The organism is Sphingomonas jeddahensis (assembly GCF_001981525.1).
GTDB lineage: Bacteria > Pseudomonadota > Alphaproteobacteria > Sphingomonadales > Sphingomonadaceae > Sphingomonas > Sphingomonas jeddahensis.
In genome coordinates this window covers 59250-82172 of the sequence record NZ_MPSB01000007.1, presented here as the reverse complement: position 1 = coordinate 82172, position 22923 = coordinate 59250, and the positions used below count along the sequence as shown (strand labels likewise).

Annotated in this window: 22 protein-coding genes; 13 read left to right on the top strand and 9 right to left on the bottom strand. The window is 66.6% G+C overall.

Annotated features, from left to right (window positions below; all coding sequences use genetic code 11):
• Positions 1 to 78 precede the first annotated feature (78 nt).
• From pgl to eda, 4 genes are all read left to right on the top strand, one after another.
• Positions 79 to 786: a 6-phosphogluconolactonase gene (gene pgl, locus SPHI_RS09255; RefSeq protein ID WP_076744643.1), complete on the top strand. Its 708-nt coding sequence runs from the start codon at positions 79 to 81 to the stop codon at positions 784 to 786.
• A 136-nt stretch (positions 787 to 922) separates the two neighbouring features.
• Entirely contained in the window at positions 923 to 2740 is a 1818-nt protein-coding gene (gene edd, locus SPHI_RS09250) for a phosphogluconate dehydratase (RefSeq protein WP_076744642.1), read from the top strand.
• A gap of 129 nt (positions 2741 to 2869) precedes the next feature.
• The gene (gene glk, locus SPHI_RS09245; protein ID WP_076744641.1) at positions 2870 to 3838 is read left to right on the top strand and encodes a glucokinase; all 969 of its coding nucleotides are present in this window, start codon (positions 2870 to 2872) and stop codon (positions 3836 to 3838) included.
• Entirely contained in the window at positions 3835 to 4440 is a 606-nt protein-coding gene (gene eda, locus SPHI_RS09240; RefSeq protein ID WP_076744640.1) for a bifunctional 4-hydroxy-2-oxoglutarate aldolase/2-dehydro-3-deoxy-phosphogluconate aldolase, read from the top strand. Before glk ends, eda begins: the two co-directional genes overlap by 4 nt.
• A gap of 380 nt (positions 4441 to 4820) precedes the next feature.
• Here the strand turns inward: eda and rmuC are convergent, their stop codons facing one another.
• From rmuC to recR, 3 genes are all read right to left on the bottom strand, one after another.
• A complete protein-coding gene (gene rmuC, locus SPHI_RS09235; RefSeq protein ID WP_076744639.1) occupies positions 4821 to 6206 on the bottom strand; it encodes a DNA recombination protein RmuC in 1386 nt (461 codons plus the stop codon).
• Positions 6207 to 6270: 64 nt separating this feature from the next.
• A complete protein-coding gene (gene def, locus SPHI_RS09230; protein ID WP_076744638.1) occupies positions 6271 to 6807 on the bottom strand; it encodes a peptide deformylase in 537 nt (178 codons plus the stop codon).
• Between the two features lie 47 nt (positions 6808 to 6854).
• The gene (gene recR, locus SPHI_RS09225) at positions 6855 to 7451 is read right to left on the bottom strand and encodes a recombination mediator RecR (RefSeq protein ID WP_076744637.1); all 597 of its coding nucleotides are present in this window, start codon (positions 7449 to 7451) and stop codon (positions 6855 to 6857) included.
• 56 nt (positions 7452 to 7507) lie between these two features.
• Here recR and fmt point away from each other — a divergent pair, with 56 nt between their 5' ends.
• Together fmt and truA are read left to right on the top strand one after the other, a co-directional pair.
• The gene (gene fmt / locus SPHI_RS09220) at positions 7508 to 8479 is read left to right on the top strand and encodes a methionyl-tRNA formyltransferase (protein WP_076744636.1); all 972 of its coding nucleotides are present in this window, start codon (positions 7508 to 7510) and stop codon (positions 8477 to 8479) included.
• Positions 8476 to 9234, top strand: a complete 759-nt coding sequence (gene truA, locus SPHI_RS09215; protein ID WP_076744635.1) for a tRNA pseudouridine(38-40) synthase TruA — start codon at positions 8476 to 8478, stop codon at positions 9232 to 9234. The genes fmt and truA overlap by 4 nt, the downstream gene beginning before the upstream one ends.
• Positions 9235 to 9294: 60 nt before the next feature.
• Here truA and SPHI_RS09210 read toward each other — a convergent pair whose 3' ends face one another.
• From SPHI_RS09210 to SPHI_RS09200, 3 genes are all read right to left on the bottom strand, one after another.
• Positions 9295 to 11181, bottom strand: coding sequence for a gamma-glutamyltransferase family protein (locus SPHI_RS09210; RefSeq protein WP_076744634.1), 1887 nt, complete (start codon positions 11179 to 11181; stop codon positions 9295 to 9297).
• Positions 11182 to 11243: 62 nt separating this feature from the next.
• Positions 11244 to 12407, bottom strand: coding sequence for an acyl-CoA dehydrogenase family protein (locus SPHI_RS09205; protein ID WP_076744633.1), 1164 nt, complete (start codon positions 12405 to 12407; stop codon positions 11244 to 11246).
• Complete coding sequence (locus SPHI_RS09200; RefSeq protein ID WP_076744632.1) at positions 12404 to 13168, bottom strand: IclR family transcriptional regulator domain-containing protein; 765 nt, start codon at positions 13166 to 13168, stop codon at positions 12404 to 12406. The genes SPHI_RS09205 and SPHI_RS09200 overlap by 4 nt, the downstream gene beginning before the upstream one ends.
• Positions 13169 to 13276: 108 nt before the next feature.
• Here SPHI_RS09200 and SPHI_RS09195 point away from each other — a divergent pair, with 108 nt between their 5' ends.
• The 7 genes from SPHI_RS09195 to SPHI_RS09165 all read left to right on the top strand — a co-directional run bounded on the left by SPHI_RS09195 (position 13277) and on the right by SPHI_RS09165 (position 21422).
• Complete coding sequence (locus tag SPHI_RS09195) at positions 13277 to 14185, top strand: SDR family NAD(P)-dependent oxidoreductase (protein WP_076744709.1); 909 nt, start codon at positions 13277 to 13279, stop codon at positions 14183 to 14185.
• Between the two features lie 11 nt (positions 14186 to 14196).
• Entirely contained in the window at positions 14197 to 15375 is a 1179-nt protein-coding gene (locus SPHI_RS09190) for an acyl-CoA dehydrogenase family protein (protein WP_233130826.1), read from the top strand.
• 1 nt (position 15376) lies between these two features.
• Positions 15377 to 16573, top strand: a complete 1197-nt coding sequence (locus SPHI_RS09185; protein ID WP_076744631.1) for a CoA transferase — start codon at positions 15377 to 15379, stop codon at positions 16571 to 16573.
• 184 nt (positions 16574 to 16757) lie between these two features.
• Entirely contained in the window at positions 16758 to 18356 is a 1599-nt protein-coding gene (locus SPHI_RS09180; RefSeq protein ID WP_076744630.1) for a S10 family peptidase, read from the top strand.
• A gap of 250 nt (positions 18357 to 18606) precedes the next feature.
• Positions 18607 to 19506 (top strand): SDR family oxidoreductase, encoded by a 900-nt coding sequence (locus tag SPHI_RS09175; protein WP_076744629.1) that lies wholly within the window; start codon positions 18607 to 18609, stop codon positions 19504 to 19506.
• Positions 19507 to 19559: 53 nt separating this feature from the next.
• On the top strand, positions 19560 to 20753 hold the full coding sequence (locus SPHI_RS09170) for a CaiB/BaiF CoA transferase family protein (protein ID WP_198927843.1): 1194 nt from the start codon (positions 19560 to 19562) through the stop codon (positions 20751 to 20753).
• Between the two features lie 24 nt (positions 20754 to 20777).
• Complete coding sequence (locus tag SPHI_RS09165) at positions 20778 to 21422, top strand: TetR family transcriptional regulator (RefSeq protein WP_083719914.1); 645 nt, start codon at positions 20778 to 20780, stop codon at positions 21420 to 21422.
• Positions 21423 to 21719: 297 nt separating this feature from the next.
• Here the strand turns inward: SPHI_RS09165 and SPHI_RS14985 are convergent, their stop codons facing one another.
• From SPHI_RS14985 to SPHI_RS14980, 3 genes are all read right to left on the bottom strand, one after another.
• On the bottom strand, positions 21720 to 21878 hold the full coding sequence (locus tag SPHI_RS14985; protein WP_158049672.1) for a hypothetical protein: 159 nt from the start codon (positions 21876 to 21878) through the stop codon (positions 21720 to 21722).
• Between the two features lie 149 nt (positions 21879 to 22027).
• Entirely contained in the window at positions 22028 to 22429 is a 402-nt protein-coding gene (locus tag SPHI_RS09160; protein WP_144036175.1) for a hypothetical protein, read from the bottom strand.
• A gap of 140 nt (positions 22430 to 22569) precedes the next feature.
• On the bottom strand, positions 22570 to 22743 hold the full coding sequence (locus SPHI_RS14980; RefSeq protein WP_158049670.1) for a hypothetical protein: 174 nt from the start codon (positions 22741 to 22743) through the stop codon (positions 22570 to 22572).
• Positions 22744 to 22923 lie beyond the last annotated feature (180 nt).

The following is a 22923-nucleotide window of genomic DNA, read 5'->3' as shown; positions in this document are numbered from 1 at the left end:
CGTTCGTGTCGAGCGAAGTCGAGACACGTTGGCTTTACCCGTCCCTCGACTTTGCTCGGGACGAACGGAAGTGGAATTATGAGCGACGAAATCGAATGGTGGGAATATGACGATGCGCAGGAGATGGCCGAGGCCGTCGCCGGCGACGTCCAGTTCATCATCGAATCCGCAATCGAGGCACGCGGCGCAGCGGTGATCGCGCTGTCGGGCGGCAAGACGCCGATCCCGATCTACGCCAAGCTGGCGAGCGCCAAGCTCGACTGGAAGCGCGTGACGATCCTGCCGACCGACGAGCGGATCGTGCCGCTGGGCGATCCGCTCAGCAACGTGACGATGATCGGCAAGACCTTCATTCCCAAGGGCGCGCGCGTCATCCCGATCGTGCCGCAGGCGACCGCCGACTATAAAGCCGCGGGCCGCTCCGCGGATGCGCTGATGCAGGATCTGCACTGGCCGCTCGACCTGTGCCTGCTGGGCGTCGGCGGCGATGGCCATACCGCCTCGATCTTCCCCGGCGCCGATTACGACGAGGCGCTGAACGGCCCGCGGGAGCGCCGCGCGCTGGGCGTGCTGCCCGATCCGCTGCCGCCCGAGGCGCCGGTGGCGCGCGTCACGCTGTCGCGCGCGGGCATCATCTCGGCCAAGGCGCTGATGATTGCGGTGACCGGCGCAGCCAAGCGCAAGGTGCTGGAGGATGCGATCGCGCAAGGCGCCGGCTCGGCCTATCCGATCGGCCGCGTGCTGGCCGATGCGGAACTGCCGGTGGACATCCACTGGGCGGAATAGCCTGACGCCATCCAAACTCCCCTCCCGCTTGCGGGAGGGGCTGGGGGAGGGCCTGTCCGCAACGGTCGCGCAGGCGTAAGGTGGACACGCCCTCCCCTAACCCCTCCCGCAAGCGGGAGGGGAATGAGAGATTGAAATGCCCCTGAACTCTGTCGTCTCCGCCGTCACCGATCGCGTGATCGAACGCTCGCGCGAGGGCCGCACGCGCTACCTCGACCTGCTCACCCGCGAGCGCGACCAGTGGATCGGCCGCCCGATGCTCGGCTGCGCCAACCTCGCGCACGCTTATGCCGGCACCGAGGAGGATCGCCCGGCGATGAAGGCCGGCGGCGGCATGAACATCGGCATCGTCACCGCCTATAACGACATGCTCTCGGCCCATGCGGTCTATTACCGCTACCCCGAACAGATGAAGGTCTGGGCACGCGAGGTCGGCGCGACGGCGCAGGTCGCCGGCGGCGTGCCGGCTATGTGCGACGGCGTGACGCAGGGCTATGCCGGCATGGAGCTGTCGCTGTTCAGCCGTGATACGATCGCGCTGTCCACCGCCATTGCGCTCAGCCACGGCACGTTCGAGGGCGCCTTGCTCCTCGGGATCTGCGACAAGATCGTCCCCGGCCTCTTGATGGGCGCACTTCGCTTCGGCCACCTGCCGATGCTGCTGGTTCCAGGCGGCCCGATGCCGACCGGCATTTCGAACAAGAGCAAGGCAGCGGTGCGCGAACGCTACGCCACCGGCGATGCGGATCGCGAGGAGCTGCTCGACAGCGAGATCGCCGCCTATCACACGCAGGGCACCTGCACCTTCTTCGGCACCGCCAACACCAACCAGATGATGATGGAGGTGATGGGCCTCCACGTGCCCAATGCCGCCTTCGTCAACCCCGGCACCAAGCTGCGCCAGGAACTGACGCGCGCGGCAGTGCATCGCGTCGCCGGGCTGGGGTGGCGCGGCGAGAATTACCGTCCGATCGGCCATTGCGTCGACGAGCGCGCGATCGTGAACGCGGCGGTTGGCCTGCTGGCGACCGGCGGCTCGACCAACCACCTCCTCCACCTGCCCGCCATCGCGCGTGCGGCGGGGATCATCATCGACTGGGAGGATCTCGACCGCCTGTCGGGCGCAGTCCCGCTGATCGCGCGCGTCTATCCCAATGGCTCGGCCGACGTGAACGGCTTCGAGGCGGCGGGCGGCATGGCGTTCGTGATCCGCGAACTGATCGCCAGCGGGCACCTGCACGGCGACATCCTGACCGCCGGCGCCGACACGCTCGGCGCCTCGGCGAACAAGCCGATGCTGGAAGACGACAAGCTCACGTGGCGCGATCCGGGCCCGAGCGGCGACGACACGATCCTGCGCACGCCGGCCGAGCCCTTCTCGCCCGACGGCGGCATGCGCATCCTCGCTGGCAACATCGGCCGCTCGTGCATCAAGGTCTCCGCCGTTGAGCGCGACCGCTGGATCGTGGAGGCACCCGCCGCAGTCTTCTCCGACCAGGCCGAGGTGCTCGCCGCCTTCCAGCGCGGCGAACTCGATCGCGACGTAGTAGTGGTGGTCCGCTTCCAAGGCCCGCGGGCCAACGGCATGCCCGAACTGCACAAGCTCACGCCTCCGCTCGGCGTGTTGCAGAACAAGGGCTTTCGCGTGGCGCTGGTCACCGACGGTCGCATGTCCGGCGCCTCGGGCAAGGTGCCTGCGGCGATCCACGTCTCGCCCGAGGCACTCGGCGGCGGCGCGATCGGCCTGATCCGCGACGGCGACCTGATCCGCGTCGATGCGGTCGCGGGCACGCTGGAAGCGCTGGTCGACGCGGCGGAATGGGCAGCACGCGAGCCAGCCGCGGCGCCGCCTGCGGCCGAAGGCTTCGGGCGCGAGCTGTTCGGCATGTTCCGCGGGCTTTCCGATGAAGCCGAAAAGGGCGCGAGTGCTGTGCTGGCCGGGGCAGGTCTTTAGTCTCCCTCTCCCCTTAAGGGGAGAGGGTCGGGGAGAGGGGCAGTACGGAGCCTCTGAACGCATGGGCCGGATGTGAGGGACAGCCTCTCTCCCCGGCCCTCTCCCCTGAAGGGGAGAGGGAGTAGAAAAGTGGACATCGTATCAGTTGATATCGGCGGCACGCACGCGCGCTTCGCCATTGCTGAGGTGGAGGGCGGCCGTGTCGTCTCGCTCGACGAGCCGGTCACGCTCAAGACCGCCGAACACGCCAGCCTGCAAACCGCCTGGCAGGCGTTCGAGAAGAAACTCGATCGCCCGATCCCGCGCGCCGCAGCAATCGCGGTGGCCTCGCCGATCACTGGCGACGTGATCCGCCTCACCAACAATCCCTGGGTGATCCGCCCGTCGCTGATCCCCGAGCGACTCGGCGCGACCACCTATACGATCATCAACGATTTTGGCGCGATCGGCCACGCCGTGGCTCAGCTGCCCGAAGCAGATTTCGACCATTTGTGCGGCCCCGACGTGCCGATCCCCGCCAAGGGGGTGACGACCGTCTGCGGGCCGGGCACAGGTCTGGGCGTGGCGCAGGTGCTGAAGACCAACGGTCATTATTACGTGCTGCCGACCGAAGGCGGCCACGTCGATTACGCCCCGCTTGACGGCATCGAAGACGCGATCCTGAAGCGGTTGCGGAAAACCTTCACCCGCGTTTCGACGGAGCGGATCTGCGCCGGTCCCGGCATCGTCGCGATCTACGAAACGCTCGCCGAGATGGAGGGCCGCTCCGTTCCGACGCGCGACGACAAGGCGATCTGGACCGAGGCATTGGAGGGCACCGATTCGATCGCGCTCGCCGCGCTCGACCGCTTCTGCCTCGCGCTCGGCGCGACGGCGGGCGACCTTGCGCTGGCGCATGGCGCGAACGGCGTCGTGATCGCCGGCGGACTGGGCCTGCGCATCAAGGACAAGCTGCTCCGCTCCGGCTTCGACCAGCGCTTCGTCGCCAAGGGGCGTTTCCAATCGATGATGGCCGGCATTCCGGTCAAGCTCATCACCCATCCCCAGCCGGGCCTGTTCGGCGCCGCGGCTGCCTTTGCACAGGAACATACGTCATGAGCGAAATCGGCGACATCATGCGGACCAGCGCGGTCATCCCCGTGCTGGTGATCGAGGATGCGGCGGCCGCGCGGCCGCTCGCCGAGGCGCTGGTCGCCGGCGGGCTGAAGGTGCTGGAGGTGACAATGCGCACCCCCGCCGCGCTCGACGCGATCCGCGAGATGAAGCAGGTGCCCGGCGCGATCGTCGGCGCCGGCACCGTCGTGACGGAAGAGCAATTCGGCCAGGTGATGGACGCCGGCGCCGAGTTCATCGTCTCCCCCGGCCTGACCGAGCGGCTCGCCGATCCGATCATCGCCAGCGGCGTCCCGTTCCTCCCCGGCGTGGCGACCGCGGGGGACATCATGCGCGGGCTCGACCTGGGCCTCACCCATTTCAAGTTCTTCCCCGCCGAAACGTCGGGCGGCCTCAAGGCACTGAAGGCACTCGCCGCCCCCTTTTACCAGTGCCGATTCTGCCCGACCGGCGGGATTTCGGAAGCCAATGCGGCGGATTGGCTGGCGTTCGACCGGGTGCTGTGCGTCGGCGGCAGCTGGGTCACTAGCGGCACGCCTGCGGAGATCGAGGCCAAGGCGCGCGCGGCGTCGGCGTTGCGGGGATAAAGACACTACCTCATTGAGCTCCGTTCGCCCTGAGCCTGTCGAAGGGCGTGCCCAGAACGCACATGCTTCGACAAGCTCAGCACGACCGGATGGTTGATCTGTCCGGTGAGAGTAAGCCACGTACTTAGTTATCCCGGCCTTGCGCCCGGACCCAAGGCGCCGCAGATGCTGACGCCAGATCACTCGGCACAGCGTTTGCCGCACGATGGGTCCCGGCTCAAGGCCGGGATGACAGCGCGAGCGAGGCAACGTCAGCCAAACCCGTCATGCCGGGCGTGTCCCGGCATCCAGGCCGCCGCAAATGCCACGTCGCTGAAAGCGCGACCCAGTGGATGCCGGGACAAGCCCGGCATGACGGAAGGGCCGACGTCCGGGGGCGGCTACTCCGCCGCCTCGCCCACCTCAGCGATCAGCTTCGTCAACGGCCGCGCGCTCTGCTCGCTCACCGGCGGCGCCTCGATGCTCTTGCCCGCGGTGTCGATCTTGAGCGCCTCGAACCGCCGCGCCTGGGTCAGCACCTGCGATTCCAGGCTACCGACGAACTGGTTGTACGCCCCCATGGCAGTATCGAGGTTCTTCCCCAGCTTCGCGACATGCCCGCCCATCACCGAAAGCCGCGCATAGAGATCCTTGCCGAGTTGCGCGATCTCGCGCGCCTGCTCCGCCAGTTGCTCCTGCCGCCACACCGCCGCCACGGTGCGCGCGATCGCGATCAGGTTGGTCGGCGTGGCCAGCAGCACCCGGCGATCGAAGGCGAAATCCCAGAGCGTCGGGTCATGCTCGAGCGCGGCGGAGAGGAAATGCTCCCCCGGCACGAACATCACGACATAGTCGGGCGCATCGTCGAACTGGTTCCAATAGGCCTTGGCGCCCAGCCCGTTGACGTGCGCGCGCATCGCCGCGGCATGCGCCGTCAGCCCCGCCGCGCGCTCCGCCTCGTCCACTGCGCCGAACGCATCCTGATAAGCGTTCAGCGACACCTTGGCGTCGATCACCAGCGACTTCCCGCCCGGAATGCGCACGATCACGTCGGGGCGGAAGCGTCCGCCCTCCCCGTCGGTCACGGACACTTCCGTGGCGAAATCGGCATGTTCGGAAAGCCCACAGTTTTCGAGCACGTTGCGCAACTGCTGCTCGCCCCAGCGACCACGCGCCTTCGGCGCATTGCGTAGCGCATTGACCAGCTTCGCCGCCTCGCTGCGCACCGATTCCTGCCCGACGCGCATCTGCTCGATCTGCCCGCGCAATTCGCCGAAAGCATCTCGCCGCTCGGCTTCGACCTTCTGCACGCCCTCTTCATAGCGCTGAAGCCGCTCGCTCACCGGCTGGAGCATCGCCCGCAAATTCTGCCCCGCCGTCTCCTCCGACTCGCGGAAACGCTCGTTGGCGCGCTGGAGAAAACGGTCCTGCGCCTCGGCCAGCAGCTTCTGTCCGACCTGCCCGAACTGCGCCGCCAGCGCGTCTTTCGCTTCACGCAATTCGGTCAGCCGCGCATCGAATCCACGCGCTTCCGCCTCCAGCCGCGCGATCTCCGCCCGGCGCGCATCGCGGTCGTCACGGATCGCCGCCAGCTCGGTCCGCAACGCATCCGCCGCCCTGGCCCGCTCCTCGGCGCCCGCCAGATCGACAATCGCCTTCTTGAACTCGTTCGTGCGCGCATCACGCTCGGCGCGCAACGCGGCCAGCCCACGGTTCGCGAGCCACCAACCGGCAGCCAACCCGACCAGCAACGCAATAACGACGAACAGGACCGCGACAGGCTCCACGCTTCTTCCTCAAGGAGAACGAAGCGCGAACCTACCCCTCGCCCCGCAACGAGGCAAGCGCCAATCAGGCCGCGTTCTTGCGCGCCTTCGCGAGCTTCTTGAGCAGCATGTCGCGCTTCAGCCGCGTGATATGATCGATGAACAGCACGCCGTTCAGATGGTCGATCTCGTGCTGCATGCAGGTCGCGAGCAGACCATCCATCTCTTCCTCGTGCCGCTCGCCATCGAGGCCGAGCCACGTCACGCGGCAGCGCGCCGGGCGCTCGACCTCCGCATATTGTTCAGGGATCGACAGGCAGCCTTCCTGATAGCGGGAGTACTCGTCGGAGACCGACAGGATCTCGGGATTGATGTACGCGCGGGGATTGCGGACAGCCTCGGGCTTTTCCTCGTCCTCGCTTTCGCGCTCCTGAAGATCGATCACGACTACGCGGCGCGCCACGCCGACCTGGATGGCGGCGAGGCCAATGCCATGCGCGGCATACATCGTCTCGGTCATATCACTGACAAGCTGACGCACCTCGTCGTCGATCGTGGCGACAGGTTCGCACATCAGGCGAAGACGAGGATCCGGGATTTCTACAATGGGAAGAACGGCCATCCCGAGCAGATATTGGCAGCCGGTTGGCGAATCAAGCGAGCCGCGAATTAGGCAACCGGACGACGTGCGCGGAGCGCCTGCGCCAGTGTCCCCTCGTCGAGATAGTCCAGCTCGCCACCGACCGGCAGGCCATGCGCCAGTTGCGTGAGCCGCACCGGAAAACGCTCCAGCCGCTCGGCGATATAATGCGCGGTGGTCTGGCCCTCCAGCGTGGCATTCATCGCCAGCACCACCTCGTCCACCCCGCCGCCCTCGACGCGGCGGACGAGTTGATCGATCGCCAGATCCTCCGGCCGCACGCCCTCCAGCGCAGACAGCCGCCCACCGAGCACATGATACTTCCCCGGAAACAACCGCGAGCGATCCAGCGCCCACAGATCCGCCACTTCCTCCACCACGCACAAAGCACGCGCATCGCGCCGCGGATCGGCACAGATCGCGCACGGATCGGTGGTGTCGACATTGTTGCAGGACGAGCAGGTCGCCAGCCGCTCCTCCACCGCCTGCAATGCGGTCAGCAGCGGCACCAGCGCGCCCTCACGTTTCTTGACGAGGTGAAGCACCGCCCGCCGGGCCGATCGGGGGCCAAGACCGGGCAGCCGCGCTAGCGCGCCCGTCAGCGCCTCGATCTCCTGCGATGCCATCACGGGAACAGATAGGGGGTTGCGCCCGCCCGCGCCAGCGCGTTGAAGCGCCGCCCATGCGGATCATCTTCATGGGAACGCCCGAGTTCGCGGTGCCAGCGCTCGATGCGCTGGTCGCCGCCGGGCATGATGTCGTCGCGGCGTATAGCCAGCCGCCACGGCCGGGTGGCCGGCGCGGCCGTGCGCTGGTGCCCTCCCCCGTCCACAGCCGGGCGGAAGAACTGGGGATCACGGTGCTCACGCCGGCCTCGTTGCGCAGCGCCGACGAGCAGGTCGCCTTTGCGGCGTTGCGGGCCGACGTGGCGGTGGTCGCGGCATATGGCCTGATCCTCCCGCAAGCCATTCTTGATGCGCCGCGCCACGGCTGCTTCAACATTCATGGCTCGCTGCTCCCGCGCTGGCGTGGCGCCGCGCCTATTCACCGGGCGATCCTCGCCGGAGACGCGGAAACCGGCGTCGGGATCATGCAGATGGAGGCTGGGCTGGATACCGGACCGGTGCGGCTGGAGGCGCGGACACCCATCGCTGGCAAGACGACGGGCGAACTCACCGACGAACTCGCCGACATGGGCGCGCGACTGATGGTGACGGTGCTGGGCGATCTCGACGGCCATCCGCCGATCGCGCAGCCGGAAGATGGGATCACCTATGCGACGAAGATCGCCAAAGAAGAGCTGCGACTAAACTTCGCACAGGATGCCGCTGCGGTTGAGCGGCAAATCCGCGCCTTCAATCCGCCCGGCGCCTGGTTCGAGGTGAATGGAGAACGCGTCCGTGTGCTTGCGGCGGAGGTGATGGACACCCCCGCTCGGGCTGAGCCTGTCGAAGCCCTGTCCTTGCCCACGACGGAAAGCAGCCCTTCGACAAGCTCAGGGCGAGCGGCGGGACAGGTTCTCGACCACGGACTCGCGATCGCTTGCGCATCCGGCGCGATCCGCCCCACCTCGGTCCAGCGCGCCGGTCGCGGCGTGATGAGCGTCGAGGAACTTCTGCGCGGCTTCCCGATCCCAGCCGGCACGCGCCTATGACTCGCTTCGCGCTGACGGTGGAATATGACGGCCGCCCCTTCATGGGTTGGCAGCGGCAGGACCATGGCCCCAGCGTGCAGCAGTCGATCGAGGAAGCCGCCTTCGCCATCACCGGCGAACGCACGGCGGTCCATGCCGCCGGCCGCACCGACGCCGGCGTTCACGCCACCGCCATGCGCGCGCATCTCGACATCGCCAAGCCGATCGCCGCCTTTCGCCTAAGCGAGGCGTTGAACGCGCGTCTCCGGCCGAATCCGGTCGCGATCCTGGCGTGCGAGGAAGTGGCGGACGACTGGCACGCCCGCTTCTCCTGCACCGGGCGATCCTACGAATATCGTATCATCAACCGGCGGGCCCCACTGACGTGGGAGAAGGGTCTCGCGTGGCAAATCGCCCAGCCGCTGGACGAAGCCGCGATGCACGAGGCGGCGCAGTTGCTGATCGGGCAGCACGACTTCACCACCTTCCGCTCGGCGCACTGCCAGTCGGCCAGCCCGGTCAAGACGCTGAACAAGCTCGACGTGCTGCGCGAAGACGATCTGGTCATGGTGATCGCACAGGCCCGCTCGTTCCTCCACCATCAGGTCCGCTCGATGGTCGGCTGTCTCGCAATGGTGGGTCTGGGCCGCTGGTCGGTCGCTGACATGGGCGATGCGCTGCTGGCGGCCGATCGCGCACGGCTCGGCCTCAACGCGCCGCCCGACGGCCTGTTCTTCATGGGCGCCAGCTATCCGCCAACAACCGACGGCCGCTGAATCACCTCATCCAAAGCGAGACCCGATCACCTTGATCCGCTCCTGGTGATCGCAACTCCCTCAGTAAGCCAGCGCGCACCCATCGGCGCGCATCTCGCTGGCCGCGGCATAGACGCGGGTGGCGCCATCCATGCGATGCTCCACGCATTCGTATCGGCCAAAGCCGCCGTCCGGATCGCCGATGTTCCACCCGATCTCCGCCAGCTTCTGCCGGGTCGCGAGCGGCACGCCGCTTTCCAGTCGCAGCCGCCCCTTGGGGCCGAGGTCGGGATCGTCTTCGCCCATCGACTGTGACGAACCCTCGTGGTGCCAGCGCGGCGCGTCGCCGGCGGACTGGATCTCCAGCCCATAATCGACACGGTTAACGATGATCTGCGTCTGCCCCTGCGGCTGCATGTCACCGCCCATGACGCCAAAGCTCATCCATGGATCGTCTCCCTTTGTCGCAAAGCCCGGGATGATCGTCTGGAACGGCCGCTTGCCCGGCGCATAGATGTTGGGATGTCCGTCCTTCAGGCTGAACAATTGCCCCCGATCCTGGAACATGAAGCCAAGGCCGTCGGCGACCAGTCCCGAACCCATGCCGCGAAAGTTGGACTGGATAAGGGACACCATCATCCCATCCTTGTCGGCGCAGGAGAAATAGGTCGTGTCCCCACGGCTCGGCGCTTGCCCCGGATAAACCGGCGTCAGGATGCGGTCCGGTCGGATCAGCTTGGCGCGCTCAGCGGCATATTCCTTGGAAACGAGCCATTCGACCGGCACGTCCGAGAACTTGGGATCGCCATAGAAACGCGCGCGATCCTCATAGGCCAGCCGCTTGGCCTCCGCCTGGAGGTGGATCGACAGCGCCGACTGGAACCCGGCCCCCTCCAAGTCGAAATGCTCGAGGATGTTGAGCATCTGCAAGGTCGCGATGCCCTGCGTGTTGGCGCCCAGCGCGTGAACGGTGGCGCCGCGATAATCGGTGCGGTTCGGCTCGATCCATTCCGAACGGTGCGCCGCCAGATCCTCGTAGCGTAGCCAGCCCCCGATGCGCTTGAAATACCGGTCCATGATCCGCGCGAGATCACCGGCATAGAAAGCGTCACGCCCGCCCTGCGCGATCGCGCGATAGGTGCGTGCAAGGTCGGGGTTGCGGAACACCTGCCCCGCCTTCGGCCCCTTGCCGTCCGCCATGCCCCAGGTCTTGAGCGCGTTGCTCGCATCCTCCACGCCGTTGCCGGGCCGCGCGAAGTTCACCATGCTGCGGCGGATGTAATAAGCGATGATGTCGGGCACCGGCGTCCCCGCCTCGGCCATCGCGATCGCCGGCTCGAACAGCTTGGCCCAGGGCAATTTGCCGTAGCGCTGGTGCATCGTCCACCAGCCATCCACGGTGCCTGGCACCGAAACGGTGATCGCACCCAGCGGCGGCAGCACGCCGTTCTTTGCCCGCCCGCGCACCGTTTCCAGCGACAGCCCGCGCGGGCTGGCACCGGAGCCGGCGAGGCCGACGACCTTTTTCAGCTTCGGATCCCAGATCATCGCATAAACGTCGCCGCCGATGCCGTTGGCGGTCGGCTCCAGCAGGCCAAGGCAAGCGTTGATCGCAATGGCAGCATCGACGGCAGATCCGCCCTGCCGCAGGATGTCGATCCCCGCCTGAGTCGCCATCGGGTGCGCAGTGCCCGCCGCCCCGTTCACGCCATAGACTGCGGTGCGCGAGGCGAAGCTGGCGCCTACCGGCCGATCACCGGCATGCACATCGGGGCGGATGAAGCGGTCTTCGCCGGCTTTCCAGTGACCGGGCAATTCCGCCGCCTTCGCCGTCGCCGGCTGCGGCGCGCCGCCCTGCCCCGGCCCTTCGGTGCCTTGCGATTGGCTGGGGGCACCCTGCTGCGCGCGGGCGAGCGCTGGCGCCATGGCAAGCGCGGGCAAGGTGGCGACAAAGGTCCGACGACGCATCAAAAGGCTCCCCAATTTCAGCCCCTTGTTGCTGCAATCACTTCAGGCGGCAAGGCCGCTGGTCAGAAGCTGCGCGGCATTCCCAGCACATGCTCCCCGACGAAGCTCAGGATCAGGTTCGAGCTGATCGGCGCGACTTGATACAGCCGCGTCTCGCGGAACTTGCGCTCGACATCATAGTCCGCCGCGAAGCCGAAGCCGCCATGCGTCTGCAAACACGCATTTGCCGCCTTCCACGACGATTCCGCCGCAAGATGCTTGGCCATGTTCGCCTCTGCCCCGCAGGCCAAGTGCGCGTCGAACAGCCGGCACGCCTCGTAGCGCATCAGGTCCGCCGCGCGCACCTCCATATAGGCCTGGGCGATCGGGAACTGGACACCCTGGTTCTTGGCGATCGGCCGGTCGAACACGATCCGCTCCGAACCGTACTGGACCGCCCGCTCGACGAACCAATAGCCGTCGCCAATACACTCGGCCGCGATCAACGCGCGCTCCGCGTTGAGTCCGTCCAATATGTATCGGAAACCCTTGCCTTCTTCGCCGATCAGACTGTCTGCTGGCAGCTCCAGATCGTCGAAGAACACTTCATTGGTCTCGTGATTGACCATGTTGCGGATCGGGCGGATCTCCATGCCGTTGCCGATCGCCGCCTGAAGATCGACCAGGAAGATCGACAGCCCGTCGGCCTTCTTCTTAACCTCGTCGAGCGGCGTCGTGCGCGCGAGCAGGATCATCAGGTCCGAATGCTGGATGCGGCTGATCCACACCTTCTGGCCGTTGACGACATATTTGTCGCCACGGCGCTCGGCGCGGGTCTTCAATTCGGTCGTGTTCGTGCCGGTGGTCGGCTCAGTCACCGCCATCGACTGGAGCCGCAAAGCGCCGCTTGCGATCTCGGGCAGGAAGCGCTGCTTCTGCGCGTCCGATCCGTGGCGCAGCAGCGTGTTCATATTGTACATCTGGCCGTGGCAAGCGCCCGAATTGCCGCCCGCGCGGTTGATCTCCTCCATGATGACCGAAGCTTCAGTGAGGCCAAGACCAGCCCCGCCGTAGCTCTCCGGGATCAGCGCCGCCATCCAGCCCGCCTTGGTCAGCGCCTCGACGAACGCCTCGGGATAGACGCGCTGGTCGTCCACTTCGCGGAAATAGCTGTCCCCGAACTCGCGGACGAGCGCGCGGACAGCGTTACGGATCTCGGGAAAGTCGTCACGGGCAGCGGGGATCATGCGCGGGCCTTTCTGAGCGGCAGGGCGTGTTTCTGGTCGAGCGCGGCGATCTCCGCCGCCAGCTCCTGAAGCGCGGCGGCAAGGTCGGCGAACTCGGCATCGGTGCGTGAGCCGGCGAAAACCGATGCGGAGACACAAAGCGTGTCATCCGGAAGGCAGACCGCAACGGAGGTGATGCCCGCGTAGCTGAGGCCGTCATCCACGCCGTGACCCTGCGTCACAGCCTGCGCTACTTCGGCGGCATAATCATCGAAGCTGACGGGCCGCTGCCAGCGCACTGCGGCGAACCGCCGCGCCAGTTCGTCGCGCCCAACCCGCTGCGCAGCGGCAAGCGCACGCCCTACCGCCCCACTGCCGATCGGCTGGCGCTGGCCTTCCTCCATGTGGATTCGCGTCGCGGCGACACTCTGCCCCAGCGCGACGAGCTGCAACCGATCGCGCCCGGCGACTCGCCACAGGCCGATCGGCGCATGCCACGCGCGAGCGGCACGCTCCAGCAACGGACGCGCACGGGCGACGAGGCGGGTCGATCGATCAAGGTCGCTGGCGGCAATCTCCGACCACGGCGGCGACAGCGCGTAGCGCTTGCCCTCGCCGAGCGAGAGCACCCCCTCCCCCACCAACGTCCGCAACAAGCCAAGGCAGCTGGACGGACTGATCCCGCAGGTCAGCGCGACTTCAGACAGCGTCAGCGCGCGCCCGTCTCCCAGCGCACGCATGATCGCGAAGGCTTGAACGACGGAGGGCACGGGCGAACTCATGCCAGCGTCATAAACTTCATTGGAGTGAAACGGCAATGCACCATCTTGAAATGACGGGCGGGCCGCCGTAACCCGCTGCGCAACAGTTTGAGGAGGTGGAGCGTGGGCATTCTCGACGGAAAGGTCGTAGCCGTCACCGGCGCGGGCCGCGGGATCGGGCGCGAGATCGCGTTGCTGTGCGCCAAGGAAGGCGCGGCGGTGGTGATCAACGATCCTGGCGTCGGCGAAAGCGGCGACGGCGGCGAGGCCGGTCCCGCAGAGCAGACCGCGAGCGACATCATCGCCGCCGGCGGGCAGGCGATCGCCAATCTCGCTAGCGTCGCCGATCCGGCCGGCGCGACGACGATCATCGAGGATGCCGTCAAGAAGTTCGGCCGCATCGACGCGGTGGTGAACAACGCCGGCATCCTGCGCGATACGATCTGGCACAAGATGAGCCACGAGGATTGGCGCGCGGTGATCGACGTCCACCTCAACGGCGCGTTCAACGTCTCCAAGGCGGCCACGCCCTATTTCCGTGAGCAAGGCTCAGGCAGCTTCGTCCACTTCACCTCCACCTCGGGCCTGATCGGCAACATCGGCCAGGCGAACTACTCCGCCGCCAAGCTCGGCATCGTCGGCCTGTCGCAATCGATCGCGCTCGACATGGCGCGCGTCGGCGTCCGCTCGAACTGCATCGCGCCCTTCGCCTGGAGCCGGATGACCGCCTCGATCCCGACCGACACGCCCGCCGCGATGGAGCGCGTCCAGCGCATGCAGTCGATGGGCGCCGAGAAGATCGCCCCGCTGGTCGCGTTCCTCGCCTCGGATGCGTCGAAGGACGTCAGCAACCAGATCTTCGCCGTCCGCCGCAACGAGATCGTGCTCTTCTCCAAACCGCGACCAGTTCGGTCGATGACCAAGACCGAAGGGTGGACGGCGCAGGCGATCGCCGACGAGCTCGTCCCCTCCTTCCGCCCCAGCTTCGCGCGGGCCGACGAAGTGTCGGCGCACGTCTTCCCCTACGATCCGATCTGAGGACCACCAACATGTCCACGCTCAACCCCGGCATGGATGCCGAGACGTTCGATCAGTTCATCGACCAGCTGCGCCGCTATGTGCGTGACCGGCTGATCCCGGCCGAGAAGGAGATCCTCGAAACCGATCGCATCCCCGCCGACATCCTCGGCGAGATGCGCGACATGGGGCTGTTCGGGCTGACCATCGCCGAGGAGTACGGCGGCGCGGGGATGAACACCTACCAGTACACGCAGACGATCCGTGAGCTGGCCTATGCCATGCCGTGCTTCCGATCGATCATCTCGATCACCGTCGGCATGGTCAATTCGGCGCTGCGCAACGGCGGCACCGAGGAGCAAAAGGCCGAATGGCTGCCGCAGATGGCCGCCGGCATGGTCGTCGCCTTCGGCCTGACCGAGCCGGGCTCGGGCAGCGACTCCGCCGGCATGCAGACGATGGCGGTGCGCTCCGGCAACGGCTGGGTGCTAAACGGCACCAAGCGCTACATCACCAATGCCCCCGACGCGAAGATGGCCGTCATCATGGCGCGCACCTCGAAGGAGGCGCTGCCTAAGAACGCGCACGTCTCCGCCTTCATCGTGCCGATGGACACCCCCGGCGTCACGGTCGGCAAGTCCGACAAGAAGATGGGCCAGGCCGGCACCCACATCGCCGACATCATCATGGAAGACGTCCATGTCCCCGCCAATGCCCTGCTCGGGCTGGAGGAAGGCAAAGGCTTCGTCACCGCGATGAAGAGCCTCGACAACGGACGGTTGTCGGTGGCGGCGGCGTCGATGGGCTATGCCCGCCGGGCAGTCGATTCGGCGCTTCGCTACGCCAGCGAGCGCAAGGCGTTCGGCGAGCCGATCGCCAATTTCCAGCTGATCCAGCAGATGCTCGCCGACAGCGATATCGAGCTCTACGCCTCCGAGACGATGCTTGCCGATTGCGCCCGCCGCGTCGACGCCGGCGAGCCGGTGCTGCGCAAGGCGGCCGCGACCAAGGTGTTCGCCTCCGAAGCATGCGGCCGGATCGTCGATCGTGTCGTCCAGATCTATGGTGGTGCCGGCTATCTCGCCGAATATGACGCGGAGCGCTTCTTCCGCGATGCGCGCATCTATCGCATCTACGAAGGCACCACGCAGATCCTGCAGCTGCAGATCGCCAAGCACATGCTGCGCGAGTTCAACGCCGGGGTGAACTGATATGTACAACCTCCTCCCCGGCCTCACCGTGATCGAGGCGTCGTCCTTCGTCGCCTCGCCTACTGCTGGGCTGTATCTCGCGCAGATGGGGGCGGAGGTTATCCGCGTCGACCAAATCGGCGGCGGCCCCGATTTCCGCCGCTGGCCGGTCACCGGCAAGGGCGATTCGCTCTACTGGGAGAACCTCAACCGCGCGAAGAAGAGCCTCGCGCTCGATCTCGGCCGGCCGGAGGGGCGCGAACTGCTCCAGGCGCTGGTGCGCGCGACGGGGCAGTTCGTCACCAACTTTCCGGTGAAAGGCTTCCTCGCGCATGACACGCTGGCGGAGGGCCGCCCCGACCTCATCACCGTGCGCGTAATGGGCTGGGCGGACGGCAGCCCCGCACTCGACTACACGGTGAATAACGCGGTCGGCTACCCGATGCTCACCGGTGCCGGCCCCGAGCCGGTCAACCACGTCCTCCCCGCCTGGGACCTCCTAACTGGCGCCTATGCCGCCTTCGCACTGATGGCCGCGCTCCGCCGCCGCGACGCCACCGGCCAGGGCGGCGAGGTCCGCATCCCGCTCTCCGACGTCGCGATCGGCACCGTCGCCAACCTCGGCGGCATCGCGGAGGTGCTGGACACCGGCACCGATCGCCCCCGCCTCGGCAACACCGTCTTCGGCCTGTTCGGGCGCGATTTCGTCACCCGCGACGGCAAGCGCACGATGATCGTCGTCGTCACCCACCGCCAATGGGCGAACCTCATCGCCGCGCTGAACCTCGGCGACGCGATCGCCCGCGTCGAGGCCGACCGCGGCGTCAGCTTCGCCACCGACGATGGCCTGCGCTTTAACCACCGCGACGCTCTCTTCCCGCTGTTCGAGGCCGCGATCGGTTCCCGCGACCACGCCGATCTTGCCGCAGCGTTCGACAAGGGCGGCATCGTCCACTCGGCCTACGGCACAATGGCTGACGCCGTGCGCGACCCGCGACTAGTCGGCGACAACCCGATCTTCGGCACCGCCGCCGACCCCAGCGGCACCTCTTACCCCGCCGCCGGCGCCTTCGCGACCCTCCCGCACGACGAGCGTCGTCCCCCGGCTCCCGCCCCCCGCAACGGCCAGCACAGCGAGCAGATCCTCGCCGAACGCCTCGGCCTATCCTCCGGCGAGATTGGCCGCCTGTTCGACTCCGGCATCGCCCGCAACGGATAACAATCCTACCTGGCACGGGGAGGGGGACCGCCGGCGAAGGCGGTGGTGGAGGGGCGTCGCCACGATGCGCACCGTCAGCGACTACCCCCCCATCAGCCTGTCGTGTCGAGCAGGATAGTACCGTCTTGCCCCCGCTCGAGTTTAGGTCAAAGATGATGCCCCATTTCGCCATGCAGAGCCATTCGTGACCAAGCACATCCTCCCCGCACTGATCGCCGCCGCCGCACTCGCCGCCCCGCTTGCGGCGCAGGACAAGCCCGACAGCAAGCAGCCCTCCGCCCGCCCCCATGCCGAAGTCGTCAAGGCCGAGGCGGAGGCCGCCTGGGCCAAGGCACCAGTCGAAGAGACCGAAACCCGCCACCGCGACAGCGTGACGATCGACGGCAAGCGCTACAGCTACATCGCCAGCGCCGGCACGCTGACGACGCGCGACAACGAAGGCAAGCCGACGGCCTCGATGTTCTACACCGCTTACACGCTCGACGGCACCAAGCCGGGCACCAAGCGGCCGATCACCTTCCTGTTCAACGGCGGCCCGGGATCGCCGAGCTTCTGGTTGCGCATGGGATCCTTCGCCCCGATCCGCATCCGCACCACCAACCCCGAATTCGTCCGTCCCGCGCCGTACGATGTCGGCCCCAATCCGGACTCGCTGCTCGACAAGACCGACCTCGTCTTCCTGGACGCGATCGGTTCCGGTTATTCGCGCCCGCTTGGCGACATGAAGCCGGGCGATTTCTACGGCGTGGACGAGGATGTCGACGTCTTCGCGCGAGCGATCATGCGCTATGTCACCAAATACGGCCGCTGGATGAGCCCCAAGTTCATTCTGGGCGAAAGCTATGGCACGCTGCGGGCCGGCGCGCTCGCCTATCAGCTTCAGGATCGCGGCATGGCGCTGAACGGCGTGATGCTGCTCAGCTCGATCATGAACTACGGCTATCGTCAGCCCGGGCTCGACCAGGTTTATATCAACTATCTGCCCAGCTATGCCGCCACCGCCTGGTACCATAATCGCCTGCAGAACCGCCCCGCCGACGTCGCGACGATCGTCGCCCGGGCGCGCGCTTTCGCCACCGGCCCGTATTTGGCCGCGCTCGCCAAGGGTCAGCTGATCTCGTCGCAGGAACGTGATCAAATCGCCGAGCAGATGAGCCAGCTGATCGGCGTCAGCCCGGGGTATATCAAGCAGAACAACCTGCGCATCGAACTGTCGCGCTTCCGCAAGGAGCTGCTGCGCGATTCCGCCCGCACGGTCGGCCGCTTCGACTCTCGCTATCTCGGCATCGACACTGATGCGGCGGGCGAGCGGCCCGAAACCGACGCATCGTCTGACGCAATCTCCGGCGCGTACATTGCGTCCTTTCACGATTATCTGCACTCGACCTTGGGCTACCGGACCGAGCTGCCGTACCGGCTCTCCGCACGCGACGGGGCCGGATTCAAGTGGAACTGGGCGCACAAGGCACCGGGCAGCGGCTTCGGCAGCCAGAACAATCCCAACACCGCCATCGATCTCGCTGCGGCGATGCGGACCAATCCGTATCTCAAGGTGCTGTCGCTCAACGGTTATTACGACATGGCGACGCCGTTCTTCGGCACGGAAAACGATCTCGGCCATATGATGCTCGAGCCGGCGCAGCAGGCCAACCTCACCTACACATATTATCCGGCCGGCCACATGACCTATCTGAACCCGGATGCGCTGCGCCAGATGAAGGTGGATCTCGCCCGCTGGTACGACGAAGCGGTCAGCGACGCGCGCTCGCCCACGCCAAATTAATTCTCCCTCTCCCCGCTTGCGGGGGAGAGGGTCGGAGAGAGGGCAGTAATAAAGCGTCATGCCCCCCACACTGCCATCTCCTCCTCAACCCTCCTTTCCGACCGTAAACGCCTCCACGCGTTTATGCTTGCAGCAACCCCGCACCTGTTTTAACGATCATAAAGATCGCGATGCAGGACGCGGGGCGATCGCGATTCTCGATCGATCGCCCACTCCCGCGAACCAGCATCGCTCCAAGGGAGGGATAACTTTGACCCGCGACGATCTGATGTTCCGCGATGGCCTGCTAAACGGCCACCGCATCCTCGTCACCGGCGGCGGCACGGGGCTCGGCAAGGTCATGGCTGAGGCGTTCCTGATCCTCGGCGCGGAGGTGTTCATCTGCGGCCGCCGCGGCAACGTGCTCGATGAAACCGCCGAGGAGCTGATGGGCCAGCATGGCGGCAAGATGGTTGGCCTCGCCTGCGACATCCGCGATGCCGACGCGATCGATGACATGCTCGACCGGATCTGGAACAACGGCGGCGCGCTCACCGGCCTCGTCAACAATGCGGCCGGCAATTTCGTAAGCCGCACCCAGGATCTCTCGATGCGCGGGTTCGACGCCATCTCGAACATCGTGTTCCGCGGCTCCTTCGCCGTGACTTTGGCGTGCGGCAAGCGCTGGATTGACCAGGGCGTGTCCGCCTCGGTGCTGTCGATCCTCGCCACCTGGGTATGGAACGGCTCGGCCTTCACCGTGCCCAGCGCCATGTCCAAGGCGGGCATCAACGTCATGTCGCAAAGTCTGGCCGTGGAATGGGCCGACAAGGGCATCCGCCTCAATTGCATTGCGCCGGGCACTTTCCCTACCGAGGGCATGTCCGCCCGCCTGCGCCCCACCGAGGGCGGCAGCGCCTTCCGCGACACCACCGACTATCCGATGGGCCGCGTCGGGCGAATGCCCGAACTCGCCAATCTTGCCGCCTTCCTGATGTCGCCGCAGGCCGAATATGTCAGCGGCCAGACAATCGCGATCGACGGCGCGCGCTACCTCGCCACCGGCGGTAATTTTTCCTCGATGCGCTCCTGGACAGACGAGCAGTGGGCCGAGGCGCGGCAATCGATCCGCGCGACCACCGCAAAGGACAAGGCGCAGCGCACCGCTTGAACAAGCGGAAACACGCGCGGTAAAGGTGAACACAAGCGGCCGCGAGAGCGACAATGCCGCACGACACGGGAGTTGGATTGATGTTGCAGGGCATTCGCGTGGTCGAGTTGGCCAGTTATGTCGCTGGACCGGGCGCGTGCGGCATCCTCGCGGATTGGGGCGCCGAAGTCATCAAGGTCGAGCCGCCTGCCGGCGACCCGTTCCGCCAGTTCTTCGGCTCGATCGGGCTGGAGAACACCGAGAATCGCGTTTTCGACAATGACAATCGCGGCAAACGCTCGATCGCACTCGATCTGACCAACGCCGATGACGCCGAGGTGCTTCGCCGCCTCGTCGCCACCGCCGACGTGTTCGTCACCAACACCCGTCCCGCCAGCCTGGAGAGGCTGGGGCTCGGCTGGGAACAGCTCAAGGCGATCAAGCCCGACCTGATCTTCGCCAACTTCACCGGCTATGGCTCGAACGGTCCGGAGGCGGACAAGCCCGGCTTCGACATCACCGCCTTCTGGGCGCGTTCGGGCCTGTGTGCACTGACCACCGTCAAGGGCGGCGATCCCGCGCAGCTGCGCACCGGCATTGGCGATCACATGGCGGCGATGGGCCTGGTCGCCGGGGTCATGGGCGCGCTGTTCCATCGCGCACAAACCGGACAGGGCCAGAAGCTCGAAACCTCGCTGCTCCGCATGGGCATCTATGCCGCAAGTTGCGAGCACGCCATCCAACTGCAGATGAACAAGCTCGCCTCCACCAAGGCGCGCCCCGAGGCGGTCAATCCGCTCAACAACTTCTTCCAAACGTCGGACGGCCAGTGGTTCGTCATGGTGCCGCGTCAGGGCTCGGGCGATTGGCCGCGCATCGCGCGCGCGATCGGCCGTCCCGAGCTGCTCGAGGACGAACGGTTTACCGGCGTGCGTAACCGGCGCAGCAACGGTCCGGCGCTGGTCGACATTCTCGACGCGGCGTTCGGCGCGATGACCTGGGAACAGACCCAGGTCGCGCTCGAGGCGGAAAAGATCATCTTCGGCCCGGTCCAGTCGGTGGCGCAGGCGACGCGCGATCCGCAGGCGCTCGCTGCAGGCTGTTATGTCGACGCCCAGGGCAGCGACGGCACCGCGATCCGACTGCCCGCAACGCCGATCGACTTCGAGGCGCATACGCCCTCGGCGAAGCTGGCCCCGGCGCTCGACGCGGATGGCGATGCGATCCGCGCAGAACTCGGTATCGCCAAGGCCGTTTCGGCAGCCTAGGATCGGCTTGAGCAAGGGGATTCAATGGCGAAAGCAGACGGGGCAGCACCGATGACCGGGGCGGGACGGAGCGAGGGGCCCGCACGCGAGGTGCTGTTGCAAGCGGCAAGCGATCTGATGATCGAACTCGGCACACCCGAAGTGTCGCTGCACGCCATTGCGCGCCGCGCCGGCGTCACCGCGCCGCTGGTGAAATATTATTTCGGCAGCAAGGAAGGCCTGCTCGTCGCGCTGGTCGAGCGTGACACGGCGCGCTCGCTGGCGCAGCTCGACGAACTTAACGCGATGGCGATCGACCCGCTCGCCAAGCTGAAGATCCATATCACCGGCATCGTGCGGACCTACAGCCGCTACCCCTATCTGGTCGGGCTGCTCAACCATCTGCTGCGCGAAACCCAAGGCGAGGCGTCGGAGCGGATCAAGGCGAGCTTCGTCACCCCCCTGTTCGACGCACAGCGCCGCATCATCGAGGCCGGCGTCGCGGCAGGCCAGCTGCGCGCGATCGATCCCGACCAGCTCTACTTCATCATCGTCGGCGCCTGCCAATATCTCTTCTCGTCGCGTGTCGCCTTCGCCGACATCATGGGCGGCAAACTCAGCGACGCCTCCTTCGCGCGCGACTTCCCGGCAACGGTGCTCGACGTCATCCTCAACGGACTGCGCGTCTAAGACCCGCCCCACCAAGGCGCACCGCCTCGCCAGCGAGCGCCGGTACCCAGTCGGGAAAGCCCAAGTGAGAAGGTGCGCGTAGTCGCCGACGGTGACCCAAAGCTGGCTTATGCCTCATGCGCCACCTCCCCGGCGAAGGCCGGGGCCCAGATGGGAAGGCGGCGCGGACGGGCAAAGCAGAGGCCAACCCCACCCGTCATGCCGAGCTAGTCCCGGCATCCACCGCGCCGCACATCCTCGGCTATCGACCTTGTGATAACCTCTGCCGGCACTCCGGCCCAGAGACGCCTGCAACCCTCACCCAGAACATTCGCCTTCCGACAATCTCATCGTCGTTAGGTCCGCCCCCATCTTCCGCGCGCCCAGCGCCACCGCTCGCCCCACCGCCTCAACCCTGTCCCGATCGCCCTTGGCCTGCTCCAGCGACACATCGATCATGATCGCCTGAACCAGCACGCGTCCGCCATTTCCTGCTTCAGCGTCGATGTCGCCCCACGCACCCGCGGATCGCCCAGCATCGCCGCCGCTGCTTGCTTTTTCACCGCCTGATAAATGGCTGTCCGGCGCGTGCCGCCATGGCCATGCACCGCATCATAGGCTGCGATTCACCACACGGTATAGGCATCGCCGACGTTACTTGCGCTCAGCCCCTTGGACGCCATCTGCCGCGACAATGCCGAAAAGATACGGTCGGCCTGCGCGGCGATCTGGCGCAGCGCGGCATCGTTGTTCGATGCGCGCACGAACCGCGCCACATTCGCTTGCCGCGCGGCGACGCTCGACGTGAACGCCAGCGCATCCGCCCCTCGCCGTGCGGCAGATGCCCGCGCGCTCCTGCCAGCGCGATCCGCACGCGCCGCCTTGGCCAAAGGGCATGTGCCGCCCGGACAGGGATTCATCACGACAGGAAACATCACACCTGGCGCGGTGATCGGATGGTAAACCAGCGTCTGTGCCTGCGCCGTGCCCGGCAATAGAAAGAACAGCAGACAGCCCAATCGCCTCATCGTGACCCTCCGATCCGGTGGCCAGCACCGGTCCGGACCTGCGCCCTCAAGGTGACAGAAACGCGCCTATTCTCCCCTGCCCGCCGCAGCGAAGGTACAGCCGATCCGCTTCAACCCGCGACGCTTCCGCGGCGCGGCGGTCAGTTGCGCGGCAATGCCGCCGCAAAGCGCAGGTTGAGCCAGTTCCACCCACCGGCCTGCTGTTGCTGGCGGAGCTGCTCGGCCTCCATCTGGAGCCGCTGCCCTTCGGCGAGCGTCGACGCGGTGCGCGCACGCTGTTCCAGTTCCGCAATCATCGCGGTTTTCTTCCGCATGCCTGCGCTGCCCCCACCTTGCTTTTGCACAGCAGAACAAACTTCGGCCGCTAATACAATAACAAAGGTTGTGGTGTAATGTTCCGGGCCGACCGGGCCTCGTGCGCGCACGTACGCGCGCGTGACATTTCCGTGGCAGGGTCCTAGAGCGAGCCGATCAGGATTCCCAACCCGAAAGTA